The sequence below is a fragment of the Achromobacter aegrifaciens genome, from assembly GCF_902859735.1.
Lineage (GTDB): Bacteria > Pseudomonadota > Gammaproteobacteria > Burkholderiales > Burkholderiaceae_B > Achromobacter > Achromobacter aegrifaciens.
The window spans coordinates 49,300-62,893 of the sequence record NZ_CADIJY010000023.1 but is presented as its reverse complement, the minus strand read 5'-3'; the positions used below and the strand labels follow the sequence as shown (position 1 = coordinate 62,893).

The 13,594-nt window shown below is 65.7% G+C and carries 12 protein-coding genes; 3 read left to right on the top strand and 9 right to left on the bottom strand.

Annotated elements, in window-relative coordinates; translation table 11 throughout:
* Nucleotides 1-207: 207 nt before the first annotated feature.
* Both HV766_RS29690 and HV766_RS29685 read right to left on the bottom strand, forming a co-directional pair.
* Nucleotides 208-1,617 carry a sigma-54-dependent transcriptional regulator gene (locus HV766_RS29690; RefSeq protein ID WP_175182341.1) on the bottom strand — a complete coding sequence of 470 codons (1,410 nt, stop codon included), beginning with the start codon at nucleotides 1,615-1,617 and terminating at the stop codon, nucleotides 208-210.
* Complete coding sequence (locus tag HV766_RS29685) at nucleotides 1,601-3,580, bottom strand: sensor histidine kinase (RefSeq protein WP_175182340.1); 1,980 nt, start codon at nucleotides 3,578-3,580, stop codon at nucleotides 1,601-1,603. The genes HV766_RS29690 and HV766_RS29685 overlap by 17 nt, the downstream gene beginning before the upstream one ends.
* 292 nt (nucleotides 3,581-3,872) lie before the next feature.
* Here HV766_RS29685 and HV766_RS29680 point away from each other — a divergent pair, with 292 nt between their 5' ends.
* Nucleotides 3,873-5,246, top strand: coding sequence for a dicarboxylate/amino acid:cation symporter (locus HV766_RS29680; RefSeq protein WP_175182339.1), 1,374 nt, complete (start codon nucleotides 3,873-3,875; stop codon nucleotides 5,244-5,246).
* A gap of 145 nt (nucleotides 5,247-5,391) precedes the next feature.
* Here HV766_RS29680 and HV766_RS29675 read toward each other — a convergent pair whose 3' ends face one another.
* From HV766_RS29675 to HV766_RS29645, 7 genes are all read right to left on the bottom strand, one after another.
* Nucleotides 5,392-6,006 (bottom strand): Maf family protein, encoded by a 615-nt coding sequence (locus HV766_RS29675; RefSeq protein WP_054458764.1) that lies wholly within the window; start codon nucleotides 6,004-6,006, stop codon nucleotides 5,392-5,394.
* 34 nt (nucleotides 6,007-6,040) lie between these two features.
* Nucleotides 6,041-6,511: a 23S rRNA (pseudouridine(1915)-N(3))-methyltransferase RlmH gene (gene rlmH, locus HV766_RS29670; protein ID WP_175164216.1), complete on the bottom strand. Its 471-nt coding sequence runs from the start codon at nucleotides 6,509-6,511 to the stop codon at nucleotides 6,041-6,043.
* A gap of 7 nt (nucleotides 6,512-6,518) precedes the next feature.
* On the bottom strand, nucleotides 6,519-6,920 hold the full coding sequence (rsfS, locus tag HV766_RS29665) for a ribosome silencing factor (protein ID WP_013392761.1): 402 nt from the start codon (nucleotides 6,918-6,920) through the stop codon (nucleotides 6,519-6,521).
* 75 nt (nucleotides 6,921-6,995) lie between these two features.
* Complete coding sequence (gene nadD, locus HV766_RS29660; RefSeq protein WP_054458761.1) at nucleotides 6,996-7,583, bottom strand: nicotinate (nicotinamide) nucleotide adenylyltransferase; 588 nt, start codon at nucleotides 7,581-7,583, stop codon at nucleotides 6,996-6,998.
* A complete protein-coding gene (gene hemF, locus HV766_RS29655) occupies nucleotides 7,580-8,491 on the bottom strand; it encodes an oxygen-dependent coproporphyrinogen oxidase (protein WP_054458759.1) in 912 nt (303 codons plus the stop codon). The genes nadD and hemF overlap by 4 nt, the downstream gene beginning before the upstream one ends.
* Before the next feature lie 12 nt (nucleotides 8,492-8,503).
* Nucleotides 8,504-9,811, bottom strand: coding sequence for a phosphoribosylamine--glycine ligase (purD, locus tag HV766_RS29650; protein ID WP_054458757.1), 1,308 nt, complete (start codon nucleotides 9,809-9,811; stop codon nucleotides 8,504-8,506).
* Between the two features lie 138 nt (nucleotides 9,812-9,949).
* Complete coding sequence (locus HV766_RS29645; protein ID WP_054458755.1) at nucleotides 9,950-10,681, bottom strand: YebC/PmpR family DNA-binding transcriptional regulator; 732 nt, start codon at nucleotides 10,679-10,681, stop codon at nucleotides 9,950-9,952.
* Nucleotides 10,682-10,842: 161 nt separating this feature from the next.
* Between HV766_RS29645 and HV766_RS29640 the strand changes: the two genes are divergently transcribed.
* Entirely contained in the window at nucleotides 10,843-12,369 is a 1,527-nt protein-coding gene (locus HV766_RS29640) for a helicase HerA-like C-terminal domain-containing protein (RefSeq protein WP_175182338.1), read from the top strand.
* 152 nt (nucleotides 12,370-12,521) lie between these two features.
* Complete coding sequence (locus HV766_RS29635; RefSeq protein WP_054458781.1) at nucleotides 12,522-13,589, top strand: tartrate dehydrogenase; 1,068 nt, start codon at nucleotides 12,522-12,524, stop codon at nucleotides 13,587-13,589.
* The last annotated feature ends 5 nt before the right edge of the window (nucleotides 13,590-13,594 follow it).

Here is a 13,594-nt window from a genome sequence, read left to right as displayed (position 1 = left end):
CGTCTGTGAAAGTAGGTCATCGTCAAGCTTTTATTCCGCAGAACCCCACAGGTAACCCCTGTGGGGTTTTGTCTTTGTGGCGACCGAATGTATTGCGCTCGGGATCTCTCGCGCGATACCACCAGCCGCAGTCCCAATGAAAAACCCCTCGCAGGAATATCCTGCGAGGGGTTTTGTTTTGCTGCCGCAATCTGGGCGCTGAACGGCCTACTGCTGCGTGTATTGCTGGCGGTCTATGCCGTGGCGCTGCAGCTTGTCATAGAAGGTCTTGCGCGGAATGCCCAGGAACTCCAGGGTGGCCCTGATGTCGCCTTGGTGCGCCTGGAGTGCCTCGCGGATGAGCTGTGCTTCGAAGCGCTCCATCCGTTCCGGCAGGCTTGACGCGGCGTCTTGGGCCACGGCGGTTGGCGGGGCAGGGATATTCAACACGCCAAGCACGACCCGCTCGGCGAAATGCGCAAGTTCACGCACGTTGCCGGGCCAGTCGTGCGTCATGAGATGTTGTTTGATGGACGCCGGCATTTCCGGGATGTCGCGCTGGAAGCGGCGCGATGCGTGGCCGAGGTAGTGGGCGAACAGCAGCGGAATGTCCTCGCGGCGTTCACGCAGCGGCGGAATCCGGATGGTGACCACATTGAGGCGGTAGAACAGGTCTTCGCGAAACTTGGCGCGTATGGCTGGACTGCCCAGGTCTTCCTTGGTGGCGGCGACCACGCGCAGGTCCAGATTGCGCACTTCGTTGCTGCCCAGAGGAGTGATCTGGCGAGATTCGAGCACGCGCAGCAGCTTGACCTGCACCGCCAGCGGCATGCTTTCGATCTCGTCCAGGAATAGCGTACCGCCGCTGGCATGCTCGATCCGGCCGATACGCTTCTTTTGGGCGCCGGTGAAGGCGCCGGGCTCGTGGCCGAAGAGCTCGCTTTCGATGACGCTTTCAGGCAGGGCGCCGCAGTTGATCGCGACCAGCGCGCGGTGCCTGCGGCGGCTCAGGCGATGCAAGGCGGTGGCAACGACTTCCTTGCCGGTTCCGGTCTCGCCTTCGACCAGTACGTCCACGTCGGCATCCGCGATATGCCGCAGCGTTTGCTTGATGCGCTGCATGGCCGGCGTCGTGCCGATGAAAGGCACCTCGTCGGCCTGGACGGCGAACGCGGCTTCGCGCAGCCGGCGGTTTTCCAGCACGAGATGGCGCTTTTCCGCGGCGTGCATGATGGCGGTGATCAACCTGTCGGCGGCATAGGGTTTGGCCAGGAAGTCATAGGCGCCGTCGCGCATGCATTGCACGGCCGTGGCGATGTCGCCATGGCCGGTGATCAGAATGACGGGGATGTCGGGGTCTATGTCCCGCAAGCGCTGGAAGAGTTGCAGGCCGTCCATGTCGGGCATGCGTATATCGCTGACGACCACGCCGTCGAAATCGCGCGTTAGTGTGGGCAGGGCAGAGCGTGCGCTGGCATGCGCGTCCACGGCGATGCCGTGCAGCTTCAGCGTCTGCGTATTGGCGCGCAGCAGTTCGTCGTCGTCGTCGATGAATACCGCACGCGGCAAAAACGGCTGGCGCTGGCTGTCGTCAATGGATGCCGGCGCGGCTGGCGGAAATTCAGGAGCGCGGTTCATGGTGTAGCTCGGTAGCGTTTTGCTGGCCAGACGCCTTGCGCAACGTCAGGATGAACATGGCTCCGCAGCCCGGGGCATGCGGAGCGGGAAAGACGGGATCGGCCGGGCCGGCGGCGATCAGGTCGCCACCGAATTCGGTGACGATGTCGCGGCAGATGACCAGCCCCAGTCCGAGTCCTTCGGCCTTGGTCGTATAGAAGGGAGTAAACAGGTGCGCCCGCGCCTCGGCCGACAGGCCGGGACCGTTGTCGCTGACGTAGACCTGCACGGTCGCGCCCAGGTCCTGCAGCGCCACGACGATGCGGCCGTCGGGCCGGCCTTCCAGCGCTTCCATCGCGTTTTGCAGCAGATTCACCAGCACCTGTTCCAGCCGTATGCGATTGGCCAGCACCCGGTAATTCTGACCCGCGGGCGGACGTTGCAGGACGATGCCCTGGCGCCGCGCGCGCGGCGCGACCAGCAACAGCGCGCCCTCCAGACAATCCTTCAGGTTCGCGGGACCGATGGACGTGTCGGCCTTGCGCGAAAAGGCGCGCAATTCTCCGGTGATGTGGCCGATCCGCTCCGTCAACGCGGCGATGGTACCCAGGTTTTCCTGCGCCGAGCCTTCATCTTGCCTGCGCAGGAACTCGGCGGCGTTGTCCGCATAGGCGCGTATGGCCGCGACAGGCTGGTTGATCTCGTGCGCCACGCCGGCTGCCACCTGTCCCAGCAAGGCGAGCTTGCTGGCCTGGACCAGTTCTTCTTGCATGGTGTGCAAACGGGCGGCGGTGCGTTGGCGCTCGTCCATCTCATCGACCAGTTGTTCGTTGACTTGCAGCAGCTGAGCCGTGCGTTCATCGACCAGGGAGGCCAGCTGTTCGTGGATGGCGGCCTGCTGCTCGGCACGCTCACGGTTGCGGTGGCGGCGAAAGAGAACGATGCCGACCAAGGCGGCTAGCGCGCACTGCGCAAGCAGCGCGCCCAGCTGGGCGTTGGCGGTAGCCTGGTTGATGGCCGTCTGCACGGGCGACAACAGATGCAGTGTCCAACCTGGGGACTCGACAATGGGTAACGTCGTGTGCACCAGCGGCGCGCCTGCGGGGATCTGTGGCAGGGTTACGTCGGCGCGCACCAGCTGGCCATGGCTGATGGCTTGTAGCTGCGGCCGCAAGGGTAGCGGGAAAAAGGGCGCGTCGCCGAATTGCAGGCTGCTGCGCAAGGCCCGGGCCAAGTCTGGGGTGAGCGGAGCCAGCACATCGAAACGCCAGTCGGAGATACTGCCCAATAGCACTACGCCATGCTCGTCCGTGACGAAAATGGGCGAAACCGACTGGCGCCAGTCGGCCTCCAGGTCCCGGAAATCCACTTTCAGCACGACCACGCCCAGCATGGCGCCGTTGACGTCATCCACGCGTCGCGACAAGTACAGCCCGGCTTCGTGGCTGATCGTGCCCAAAGCGAAGTGTTCGGCCGAGCCATGGGCTACCGATCCCTGGAAATAGGGCCGAAACTGGTAGTCCACGCCGACAAACGTGGCGGGTTCACGCCAGTTGCTGGCAGCGATCGCAAGGCCCTTCTTGTCCAGCACATAGATGGCGGATGCGCCGACGCCGCGGCTCAACGTATCGAGCTTGTCGTCCAGGGATTCGATCTGCACGTGCGAGCCTCCCTGCAGCGCCGCGCGTACGTCGACATCGCGCGTCAGGACAAAGGGCAGCGCCCTGAATTTGTCCAGGTTGTTGCGCAGCAATGCCGCGTTGAGCTGGGCTGCCACACGTGCCTGCTCCCCGGCATTCTTCAGCGCGCCGTCGCGCGCCCAGAGCGTGGCGGCGTGCAGTACGCCATAGACGACCGCGACACCCAGCAGGATGGCGATGGCCTTCCAGGGCCAAGGCCAGACAGGCGTGTTCCGTGGGCGCCGCGGCTTTCTGGCCTGGTCCACGCCGGGTCGGGCATCGCGGGGAGAGGAGTGGGTCGACATGGGTTGTGCGGTTTTTCGCACATTCTATATCTTTTTTGTGTGAAATTCCGCCAATAGAGGCCGGGCCAGTACGCTGAGAGAAGAAAAATTCCTTTTTTGATCAAGGGCTTGGAGCGCAAGAGGAAGGTCTGCCGATGTTGGCACGCCTCTTGCATTAGTAAAGCCAAGCCCGGCGGCGTTGCCTGCGGGGTGAAATCGGCTTGCGGCGATACGCGCTTGCCAGAAAACAGATAACGCCCCAACGCCCGCGCTGAACCGCCCGGAGCAAGGGGCCTTGGTGGGGACAATCCCAATGATCGACGTGGATCAAGTCGCGCCCGCGCGCAAGCTCAAGTTCTATCAAATCCTCTATGTGCAGGTGATTTTCGCCATCGTGGTGGGCGTGCTGCTGGGCGCATTCAAACCCGAGCTCGGCCAGCAGATGCAACCGCTGGGCGACGCCTTCATCAAGCTGGTGAAGATGATCATCGCGCCGGTGATCTTCCTGACCGTGGCCACCGGCATCGCGGCGATGAGCGACCTGAAGAAGGTCGGCCGCGTGGCGGGCAAGGCCATGCTGTACTTCCTGGTGTTCTCCACGCTTGCGTTGATCGTAGGCATGATCGTCAGCCATATCGTCCAGCCGGGCGCCGGCATGCACATCGACCCCAAGACGCTGGACGAGAAGGCGGTCTCGGGCTACGTGGCCAAGGCGCATGACTCGACCATCACGGGCTTCCTGATGAACGTGATCCCGACCACGATCTTCAGTCCGTTCGTGGGCGGCGACATTCTCCAGGTGCTGTTCGTGGCGGTGTTGTTCGGCATTTCGCTGGCCATGGTGGGTGAACGCGGCCAGCCGATACTGAACTTCATGACTGCCCTGGCACAGCCCGTCTTCAAGCTGGTCGCCATCCTGATGAAGGCCGCGCCCATCGGCGCGTTTGGCGCGATGGCCTTCACCATCGGCAAGTACGGCATCAAGTCCGTCATCAACCTGGCGATGCTGGTGGGTACGTTTTACGCAACCTCGGTGCTGTTCGTGGTCGTGGTGCTGGGCCTGGTGGCGCGCTACAACGGCTTTTCGATCCTGAAGCTGGTGCGCTACATCCGCGAAGAGCTGCTGCTGGTGCTGGGCACCAGTTCGTCCGAAGCCGCGTTGCCCACGCTGATGCAGAAGATGGAACGCGCCGGCTGCTCGAAGTCGGTGGTCGGGTTGGTCGTGCCCACCGGCTACTCGTTCAACCTGGACGGCACCAACATCTACATGACGATGGCGGCGCTGTTCATCGCGCAGGCTTGCGATATTCCGCTGTCGCTGGGCGACCAGATCCTGCTGCTGCTGGTGGCGATGCTGAGCTCCAAGGGCGCGGCGGGCGTGACCGGGGCAGGCTTCATCACCCTGGCCGCAACCCTGTCGGTGGTGCCTTCCGTCCCGGTCGCCGGCATGGCGCTGATCCTGGGCGTGGACCGCTTCATGTCGGAATGCCGCGCGCTGACCAACCTGGTCGGCAACGCGACTGCCGCCGTGGTCGTGGCGCGCTGGGAAGGGGAGCTGGATAAGGAGCAGCTGCATGCCGCGCTCGAGGGCGACCTTCAGCCCGCGACCGTGCCTGCCGCGGCTCCGGTTCAGGAAGCGCCGAGGGCTGGCGGCGTACCCATGGGCCAGCCGCTGCAGCATGGCTGAAACAGCGTAGATCCGCGGCTGCCTGCAGGCGGCCGCAACTATTGATGCAGCTGTAAGCCCCGGCAAGAAGGACTGCCCGCCGGAAAAAAAAGCCCCCGGACCTCGACGGTCTCGGGGGATTTTTTTCGACCGGAGGCCGCGGTTTTCAGGGCACCTGTATCCCTGCCGCGCGCAACAGGTTTGCAGTTTCGAACAAGGGCAGGCCCATCACGCCGGTATAGCTGCCGGCGATATGCGAAACGAACGTGCCCGCCAGGCCCTGGATGCCATAGGCGCCCGCCTTGCCGTAGGGCTCGCCGCTGTCGCAGTAGCGGCCGAGTTCCTCATCCGTCAGCGCGCGCATGCGGACCTCGGTGATGGACACGGCCTCCAGCAACTGGTTTCCAGTCCAGACGGCGACGGCGGTGTGCACTTCGTGGGCGGAGCCGGACAGCGCGCGCAGAATGCGCATGGCGTCGTCGCGGTCGGCCGGTTTGCCCAGTACTGCGCCCGCCAGGATGACCGTGGTGTCGGCGGCCAGCAGCGGCAGTTGCGGCAGGTCCTGGCTGAGCATCCAGTCGCGTCCGCGCAGGGCCTTGTCGCGCGCAGTGCGCTGGACATAGTCGGCGGCGCTTTCGCCGGGATGTTGGGGTTCGTCCTCGCCCGGCGGGGCGGGTACGAGCAGGACTTCGTGGGCCAGGCCGACCTGGGTCAGCAGCTCGCGCCGCCGGGGACTGGCGGAGGCAAGGTAGAGGCGCGCGGAGGTTGCGGTGTCGGTCATGCGTCAGCAGGATGGGCGCCGGCCCGGCCAGCGGTCAGGCGCGGTGGTAGGGATGATTGGTCATGATGGCCCAGGCCCGGTAGAGCTGTTCGGCCAGCACCACGCGCACCATGGGGTGCGGAAGCGTCAGCGAGGACAGGCGCAATTGGCCGGAACAGGATGCCTTCAGGTCGGCATCCAGCCCGTCCGGGCCGCCGACGAGAAAAGCAACATCCTGACCGCCGGCGCGCCATTGTTCCAGCTTCTGCGACAACGCCATGGTGGTGAGGTCGCGTCCGCGTTCGTCCAGCGCCAGGCGCAAGACGCTGGCGGGCAGGGCGGCGTCGATCCGCTTGGCTTCCGCCGCCATCATCTGGGCGGGCGTCTTGCCGGTGGTGCGGGGTTCAGGCTTGATTTCGCGCAGTTCCAGCGCGCAGTCGGCCGGCAGGCGCTTGGCGTAGTCGTCCCAGGCGGTTTGCACCCAGTCCGGCATGCGCGTGCCCACGGCCACGACGATCAGCTTCACGGCGCGCTCAGTACTCGGCGTCGTGCGCGCCGTCGTTGGCGACCGGCGCGGGGCGGGTGGACTCGGGCAGGAGCTTCACGCGCACCGGCTTGCCGCCCCAGATCTCTTCCAGGTTGTAATACTGGCGGATGGCGGGCTGCATGATGTGCACGACCACGTCGCCCAGGTCGACCACGACCCATTCGCCCGTGTCTTCGCCTTCGATGGTGATGCCGGAGAGATCGAGCGCACGGCCGCGATCCGCCACGCTGGAAGCGAGGGCGCGGGTCTGGCGGTTGGAGGTGGCGCTTGCAATCACGACGCGATCGAACAGGCTGGTCAGATGCGTGGTGTTGTAGACCTTGATGTCTTGCGCCTTGACGTCTTCGAGGGCGTCGATGACGGCGCGTTGGAGTTTTTGTATATCCATAGTCAGTAAATATAACCCGCGGGCGGACAGCGGATGCTGGCCCCGTGGCGCTTTCAGCGCACCGCGGGTGTAGGTTTATCGGTAAAGATGGTGCGCCGCAATATACGCGGCCACCGGAGCGGCAAGCAGGCCTTCGGTGGATTCGCCTTGCGCCAGGCGCTGGCGGATCTGCGAGGCCGAAACCGGCATGGGAGCAAAAGGCAGTTCCTGCAGTTCGCGTCCCTGGCCGCGCAGGTGTTCGGCCAGCGCCGGCGGGGCGCTGAGCGCCGTGCCCGGGCGGGTGGCCACGGCCAGGTCCACCAGGCTGGCGATGTCCTGCCAGTCGCGCCAGGTGCAGAAATTCGCCAACTGGTCGGTGCCCAGCAGCCAGACGTAGCGCGCGTCCTGGGGCAGGGCGCGCAGCGTGTCGATGGTGTAGGTCGCGCCGCCGCGGTCGATTTCGATGGGATTGACCACCAGGCCCGCATGGCCGGCGATGGCCAGTTGCAGCATGTCGCGGCGTTGTTCGGCCGTGGCGTGCAAGGCTGCGCGTTGCCAGGGATTGGCCGCGGGGATGAGCTGCACCTCGGCCAGGCCCAACGTCTGCAAGGCATTCTGCGCCAGGGCGATGTGCGCGACGTGGACGGGGTCGAAACTGCCGCCCAGCAGGCCGATGCGCTTCAAACCCAGTCCCGCGGTTTGAGGTAGGCGGCCAATTCGGCCTCGGGCGTGCCTGCCTCGGGCTGCCAGTCGTAGCGCCACTGCGCCAGCGGCGGCATGGACAGCAGGATCGACTCGGTGCGTCCGCCGGACTGCAGGCCGAACAGCGTGCCGCGGTCGAAGACCAGGTTGAATTCCACATAGCGGCCGCGGCGGTAGGCCTGGAAATCGCGCTCGCGCTCGCCGTAGGCCTGGTCGCGGCGGCGTTCCACGATCGGCATGTAGGCCGGCAGGAAGGCGTCGCCCACCGATCGGGTCAGCGCGAACGAGGCGTCAAAGCCGGGAGCGTTCAGGTCGTCATAGAAGATGCCGCCCACGCCGCGCGTTTCATTGCGGTGTTTTAGGAAGAAGTACTCGTCGCACCAGCGCTTGTAGCGCGGGTAGTAGTCGGCGCCATGGCCGGCCAGGGCATCGCGGCAGGTGGCGTGGAAATGGCGGGCGTCTTCCTCGTAGGGATAGTAGGGCGTCAGGTCGATGCCGCCGCCGAACCAGAAGACGTCGGCCTCGTCGTGGCCGGGCCGGGCTGCCGCCAGGAACATGCGCACGTTCATGTGCGTGGTGGGCACGTAGGGATTGCGCGGGTGCAGCACCATGGACACGCCCATGGCTTCCCAGGACCGGCCGGCCAGTTCCGGGCGGTGCGCGCTGGCCGAGGGCGGCAGCTTGCTGCCCTGGACATGGCTGAACAGCACGCCGGCCCGTTCGAACAGCGAGCCGCCTTCCAGCAGGCGCGACAGCCCGCCGCCGCCCTCGGGGCGGACCCATTCGTCGGTACGGAAGGCCGCGCCCTCGGCGGCTTCCAGGGCGCCGACGATGCGGGCCTGCAAGCCGGTGAGGTAGTCCCGGACGGAAGAGACGGGCAAGGCGTTCATCGACGGTTCCGGCTAGGCGTTGGGCTTGGACTTCTGCTGCGAAGGCTTGAGCGCGCGCCAGCCGATGTCGCTGCGATACTGGCGGCCGTCGAAGTGGATGCCGTCGATCGCTTCGTAGACGCGGTCGCGGGCCATCTTGACGGAGTCGCCCAGCGCCGTGACGCACAGCACGCGGCCGCCGGTGGTCTTGACTTCGTCGCCGTCGAGCTTGGTGGCGGCGTGGAACACCATGCAGTCCTCGGCGTCGGCGGGCAGGCCGCGGATGACGTCGCCGGTGCGCGGCGTGTTGGGGTAGTTGTGCGCGGCCAGCACGGCGCCCAGGGCGGTGCGGCGGTCCCAGGTGATGTCGGCCTGGTCGAGCGTGCCGTCGACGGCATGCTCCAGGGCGTCCAGCAGGTCGCTCTTGACGCGCATCATGATGGGCTGGGTTTCAGGATCGCCCATGCGGCAGTTGAATTCCAGGGTCTTGATCTCGCGGTCGGGGTCGTCGCCCGGGGCGATCATCAGGCCGGCGTACAGGAAGCCCGTGTACGGGATGCCATCGCGCGTCATGCCCTGCACGGTCGGCAGGATGATTTCGCGCATGATGCGGTGGTGCAGTTCCGGGGTGACGATGGGCGCGGGCGAATACGCGCCCATGCCGCCGGTATTGGGACCCTGGTCGCCGTCCTGCAGGCGCTTGTGGTCCTGGCTGGTGGCCAGGGCCAGCACGTTGCGGCCGTCGCACATGACGATGAAGCTGGCTTCTTCGCCCACCAGGCATTCCTCGATGACGACGCGCGCGCCGGCGGCGCCCATGGAGCCGTCGCCCAGCATGGCGTCCACGGCGGCATGCGCCTCTTCCAGCGTGGCGGCGACCACCACGCCCTTGCCGGCGGCAAGGCCGTCGGCCTTGATCACGATGGGAGCGCCTTCCTGGTCGATGTAGGCGTGCGCCTTGGCCGGATCGGTGAAGGTTTCGTAGCGGGCGGTCGGGATGTTGTGCCGGACCATGAAGGCCTTGGCGTAGTCCTTCGAGCTTTCCAGCTGCGCTGCGGCCTTGGTGGGGCCGAAGATCTTCAGGCCGCGGGCGCGGAACACGTCGACGACGCCAGCGGCCAGGGGGGCTTCAGGGCCGACGACGGTCAGGGCGACGCCTTCGCGTTGCACGAAATCGGCCAATTCCTCGGCATTGGTGAACGGGACGTTCTCGATCTGTTCGGCGCGTTGCGTGCCGCCGTTGCCGGGAGCGACGTATACCTTGTGGACGCGCGGGGAGCGGGCCAGCCGCCAGGCGAGGGCGTGTTCTCGGCCGCCAGAGCCAATTACCAGGAGTTTCATGTTGCGAGGTTCTTTAGGTTGCCAGTCGAGCGCCGCAAGGCGCCAGCCCGTGGAGTAGGCCAGGATCCAGGCGGACCCGGATCCGGTGACAGCGTGGCGCCGGGCAGGCAAGGCCCGCCCGGCGCCGGGGTAATGGAGTTACTGCGCTTCGTCGAAAACGACGTTCGTATAGACTTCCTGCACGTCGTCCAGGCCTTCCAGGGCGTCGAGCAGTTTCTGCATCTTGATGGCGTCTTCCCCGGCGAGTTCGGTCTCGTTCAGGGCTTTCATGACGATGCCGTCCACTTCGGCCTTCAGGCCGGCGGCGTCGAAGGCGCCGCGCACGGCGGCGTAGTCAGCCGGGGCGCAGACCACTTCGATCACGCCTTCCTCGTCGGTCGTCACGTCTTCCGCGCCGGCTTCGAGGGCGGTTTCCATGACCTTGTCTTCCGAGGTTCCGGGGGCGAAGACGAATTGGCCGCAATGCTTGAACATGAAGGCGACCGAGCCTTCCTGGCCCAGGTTGCCGCCGTTCTTGGCGAAGGCGTGGCGCACTTCGGCGACGGTGCGGGTGCGGTTGTCTGTCATGCAGTCGACGATGACGGCTGCGCCGCCGATGCCATAGCCTTCGTAGCGGACTTCTTCGTAGGCCTCGCCGTCGGCGCCGCCCGCGCCGCGCTGGATGGCGCGCTGGATGTTGTCCTTGGGCATGTTGGCGTCGGTGGCCTTGTCCCAGGCCATGCGCAGGCGCGGGTTGCTGTCCGGGTCAGGGCCGCCGGCACGCGCCGCCACGGTGATTTCACGAATGATCTTGGTCCAGAGCTTTCCGCGCTTGGCGTCTTGGCGCCCTTTGCGGTGCTGAATATTGGCCCATTTGCTGTGTCCGGCCATGGCTTCCCAGGGTAATTTGTCTGCAAAAATGGCATTTTACCGTGCCAGCGCCCGGCGCGCCCGGGGGCGGACCGCATGTGTCCATATTGCCACGCGCACAAGCGGCGCGGCAGGCTCTACACTTGGGCATCCATCTGATTCCCTGGTCCGGAGAGCTGCACATGCCCAACCCCATCGTCATCGCCAAGAATGCACAGACCGAATTGGCGCTGCTACCCGCCCTGGCAAACCGCCACGGCTGCATTACGGGGGCCACGGGCACCGGCAAGACCGTCACCTTGCAGGTTTTGGCCGAATCCTTCTCCCGTATCGGCACGCCGGTGTTCATGGCCGACGTCAAGGGCGACCTGACCGGCATTTCCCAGGCCGGCACCGCGACTCCCAAGCTGCTGGAGCGCCTGAAGAACCTGGGCCTGAACGAACCGGCCTGGGCGGCCAGCCCCGTCACCCTGTGGGACGTGTTCGGCGAGCAGGGGCTGCCGGTGCGCGCCACGGTGTCGGACATGGGGCCGCTGCTGCTGTCCCGCATCCTGGAATTGAACGACACGCAGGAAGGCGTGCTGACGCTGGTCTTCAAGGTCGCCGACGACGAAGGCCAGTTGCTGCTGGACCTGAAGGATCTGCGTGCCATGCTGCAGAACGTCGCCGACCGCGCTTCGGAGCTGAAGACACGTTACGGTAATGTGTCTTCCGCCAGCATCGGCGCCATCCAGCGCGGCTTGCTGGCGCTGGAATCGCAGGGTGCGGAGAAATTCTTCGGCGAACCCATGCTCGACGTGGCCGACCTGATGCGCACGGATGCGCAGGGCCGCGGCATGGTCAACGTGCTGGCCGCGGACAAGCTGATGCAGGCGCCGCGCCTGTATGCAATTTTCCTGTTGTGGCTGCTGGCGGACCTGTACGAGAAGCTGCCCGAAGTCGGCGACATGGACCAGCCCAAGCTGGTGTTTTTCTTCGATGAGGCCCACCTGCTGTTCAACGATGCGCCCGCCGCTCTGCTGAACAAGATCGAGCAGGTGGTGCGCCTGGTCCGCTCCAAGGGCGTGGGCGTCTATTTCGTGACGCAGAACCCGCTGGACATCCCCGACACCGTACTGGGCCAATTGGGCAACCGCGTCCAGCACGCCTTGCGGGCATTCACGCCGCGCGACCAGAAGGCCGTGAAGACGGCGGCCCAGACGATGCGTCCCAATCCGGGGCTGGACATCGAGGCCGCCATCACCGAGCTGGGCGTGGGCGAGGCGCTGGTTTCCTTGCTGGATCCCAAGGGGCGGCCAATGCCGACCGAACGCGCCTACATCGTGCCGCCGGGCAGCCGGATCGGCCCGGCGACCGACGCGGAGCGGCAGGCGTTGCGCCAGGGCAGTCCGCTGGCGTCGAAGTATGAGAAATCCATAGACCGCGAGTCCGCCTATGAAGTGCTGGCCGGGCGTGCGGCCAAGCCGGCGGACCAGGCCGGCGCGGCCGGGAACGGTTCCGCACAGCCCGCAGGCAAGGGCGCTGCCGAGGAATCGGGTGGCGGCCTCATGGACAGCCTGAACGAGGTCTTGTTCGGGTCGACGGGGCCGCGCGGCGGCAAGCGCGACGGCGTGGTGCAGACCATGGCCAAGAGCACGGTCCGGTCGATCGCGCGTGAACTGACCCGGGGCATTTTGGGCTCCTTGCTGGGCTCGAAAGGCCGGCGTTGAAATCCTGATCCTGCGTGCCTGCCAGCAGTGGCTGGCGCGTCCGATTCGGGGCCGTATCGAGTAACATTTCCGTGCAATGATATGGAGGCTGCGCGTGGCCGCTCAGACCCGCGGCGCGCATAGTGCATCCAAGGAAAACAAAGGAAGACGTGGTGGCAAAGAAACACAAGATTGCGGTGATTCCTGGAGACGGCATCGGCAAGGAAGTCGTGCCTGAGGGCTTGAAGGTGCTGGACGCGGTCGCAACGCGATTCGGCATCGATTTTCAGTGGGACCATTTCGACTGGAGCTGCGACTACTACGCCAAGCACGGCAAGATGATGCCGGACGATTGGCAGGCGCAGATCGGCCAGCACGAAGCGATTTTCTTCGGCTCCATCGGCTGGCCCGCCACGGTGCCTGACCACGAAGCGCTGTGGGGCTCGCTGTTCAAGTTCCGCCGCGAGTTCGACCAGTACATCAACCTGCGCCCGGTGCGCCTGATGCCTGGCGTGCCCTCTCCGCTGAAGGACCGCCAGCCCGGCGAGATCGATTTCTTCATCGTGCGCGAGAACACCGAAGGCGAATACTCCAACAGCGGCGGCCGCCTGTTCGCGGGCACCGAACGCGAAGTGGTCATCCAGGAAAGCGTCTTCACGCGCATCGGCGCCGACCGCGTCCTCAAGTTCGCCTTCGAACTGGCGCAGAAGCGCGGCAAACATCTGACCGCCGCCACCAAGTCCAATGGCATTTCCATTTCGATGCCCTGGTGGGACGAGCGCGTGGCCGAGATGGGCGAGAAGTACCCGGACGTGCGCTGGGACAAGTACCACATCGACATCCTGTGCGCGCATTTCGTGCAGCATCCCGACTGGTTCGACGTGGTGGTGGCTTCCAATTTGTTCGGCGACATCCTGTCCGACCTGGGACCGGCCTGCACGGGCACCATCGGCATCGCGCCTTCGGCCAACCTGAACCCGGAACGCAAGTTCCCGTCCCTGTTCGAACCGGTGCATGGTTCGGCGCCGGACATCTACGGCAAGGGCATCGCCAACCCGATCGGCCAGATCTGGAGCGGCGCGCTGATGCTGGACTTCCTTGGCTATCCGGACGCTTCCGCTGCGGTGGTCAAGGCCATCGAAACCGTCCTGGCGGAAGGTCCGCGTACCCGGGACATGAAGGGCACTGCCTCCACCGCCGACGTCGGCAGCGCGATTGCCGCGCTGATCGCGGCGGGCTGAGGCAA

Bases quoted from the DNA above. Each gene is read 5' to 3' on its own strand.
- HV766_RS29685 (WP_175182340.1), bottom strand. From the start codon at position 3,580: ATGTCGACCCACTCCTCTCCCCGCGATGCCCGACCCGGCGTGGACCAG.
- HV766_RS29640 (WP_175182338.1), top strand. From the start codon at position 10,843: ATGCCCAACCCCATCGTCATCGCCAAGAATGCACAGACCGAATTGGCG.
- HV766_RS29675 (WP_054458764.1), bottom strand. From the start codon at position 6,006: ATGACCGACACCGCAACCTCCGCGCGCCTCTACCTTGCCTCCGCCAGT.
- HV766_RS29690 (WP_175182341.1), bottom strand. From the start codon at position 1,617: ATGAACCGCGCTCCTGAATTTCCGCCAGCCGCGCCGGCATCCATTGAC.
- purD (WP_054458757.1), bottom strand. From the start codon at position 9,811: ATGAAACTCCTGGTAATTGGCTCTGGCGGCCGAGAACACGCCCTCGCC.
- rsfS (WP_013392761.1), bottom strand. From the start codon at position 6,920: ATGGATATACAAAAACTCCAACGCGCCGTCATCGACGCCCTCGAAGAC.
- HV766_RS29680 (WP_175182339.1), top strand. From the start codon at position 3,873: ATGATCGACGTGGATCAAGTCGCGCCCGCGCGCAAGCTCAAGTTCTAT.
- hemF (WP_054458759.1), bottom strand. From the start codon at position 8,491: ATGAACGCCTTGCCCGTCTCTTCCGTCCGGGACTACCTCACCGGCTTG.
- HV766_RS29645 (WP_054458755.1), bottom strand. From the start codon at position 10,681: ATGGCCGGACACAGCAAATGGGCCAATATTCAGCACCGCAAAGGGCGC.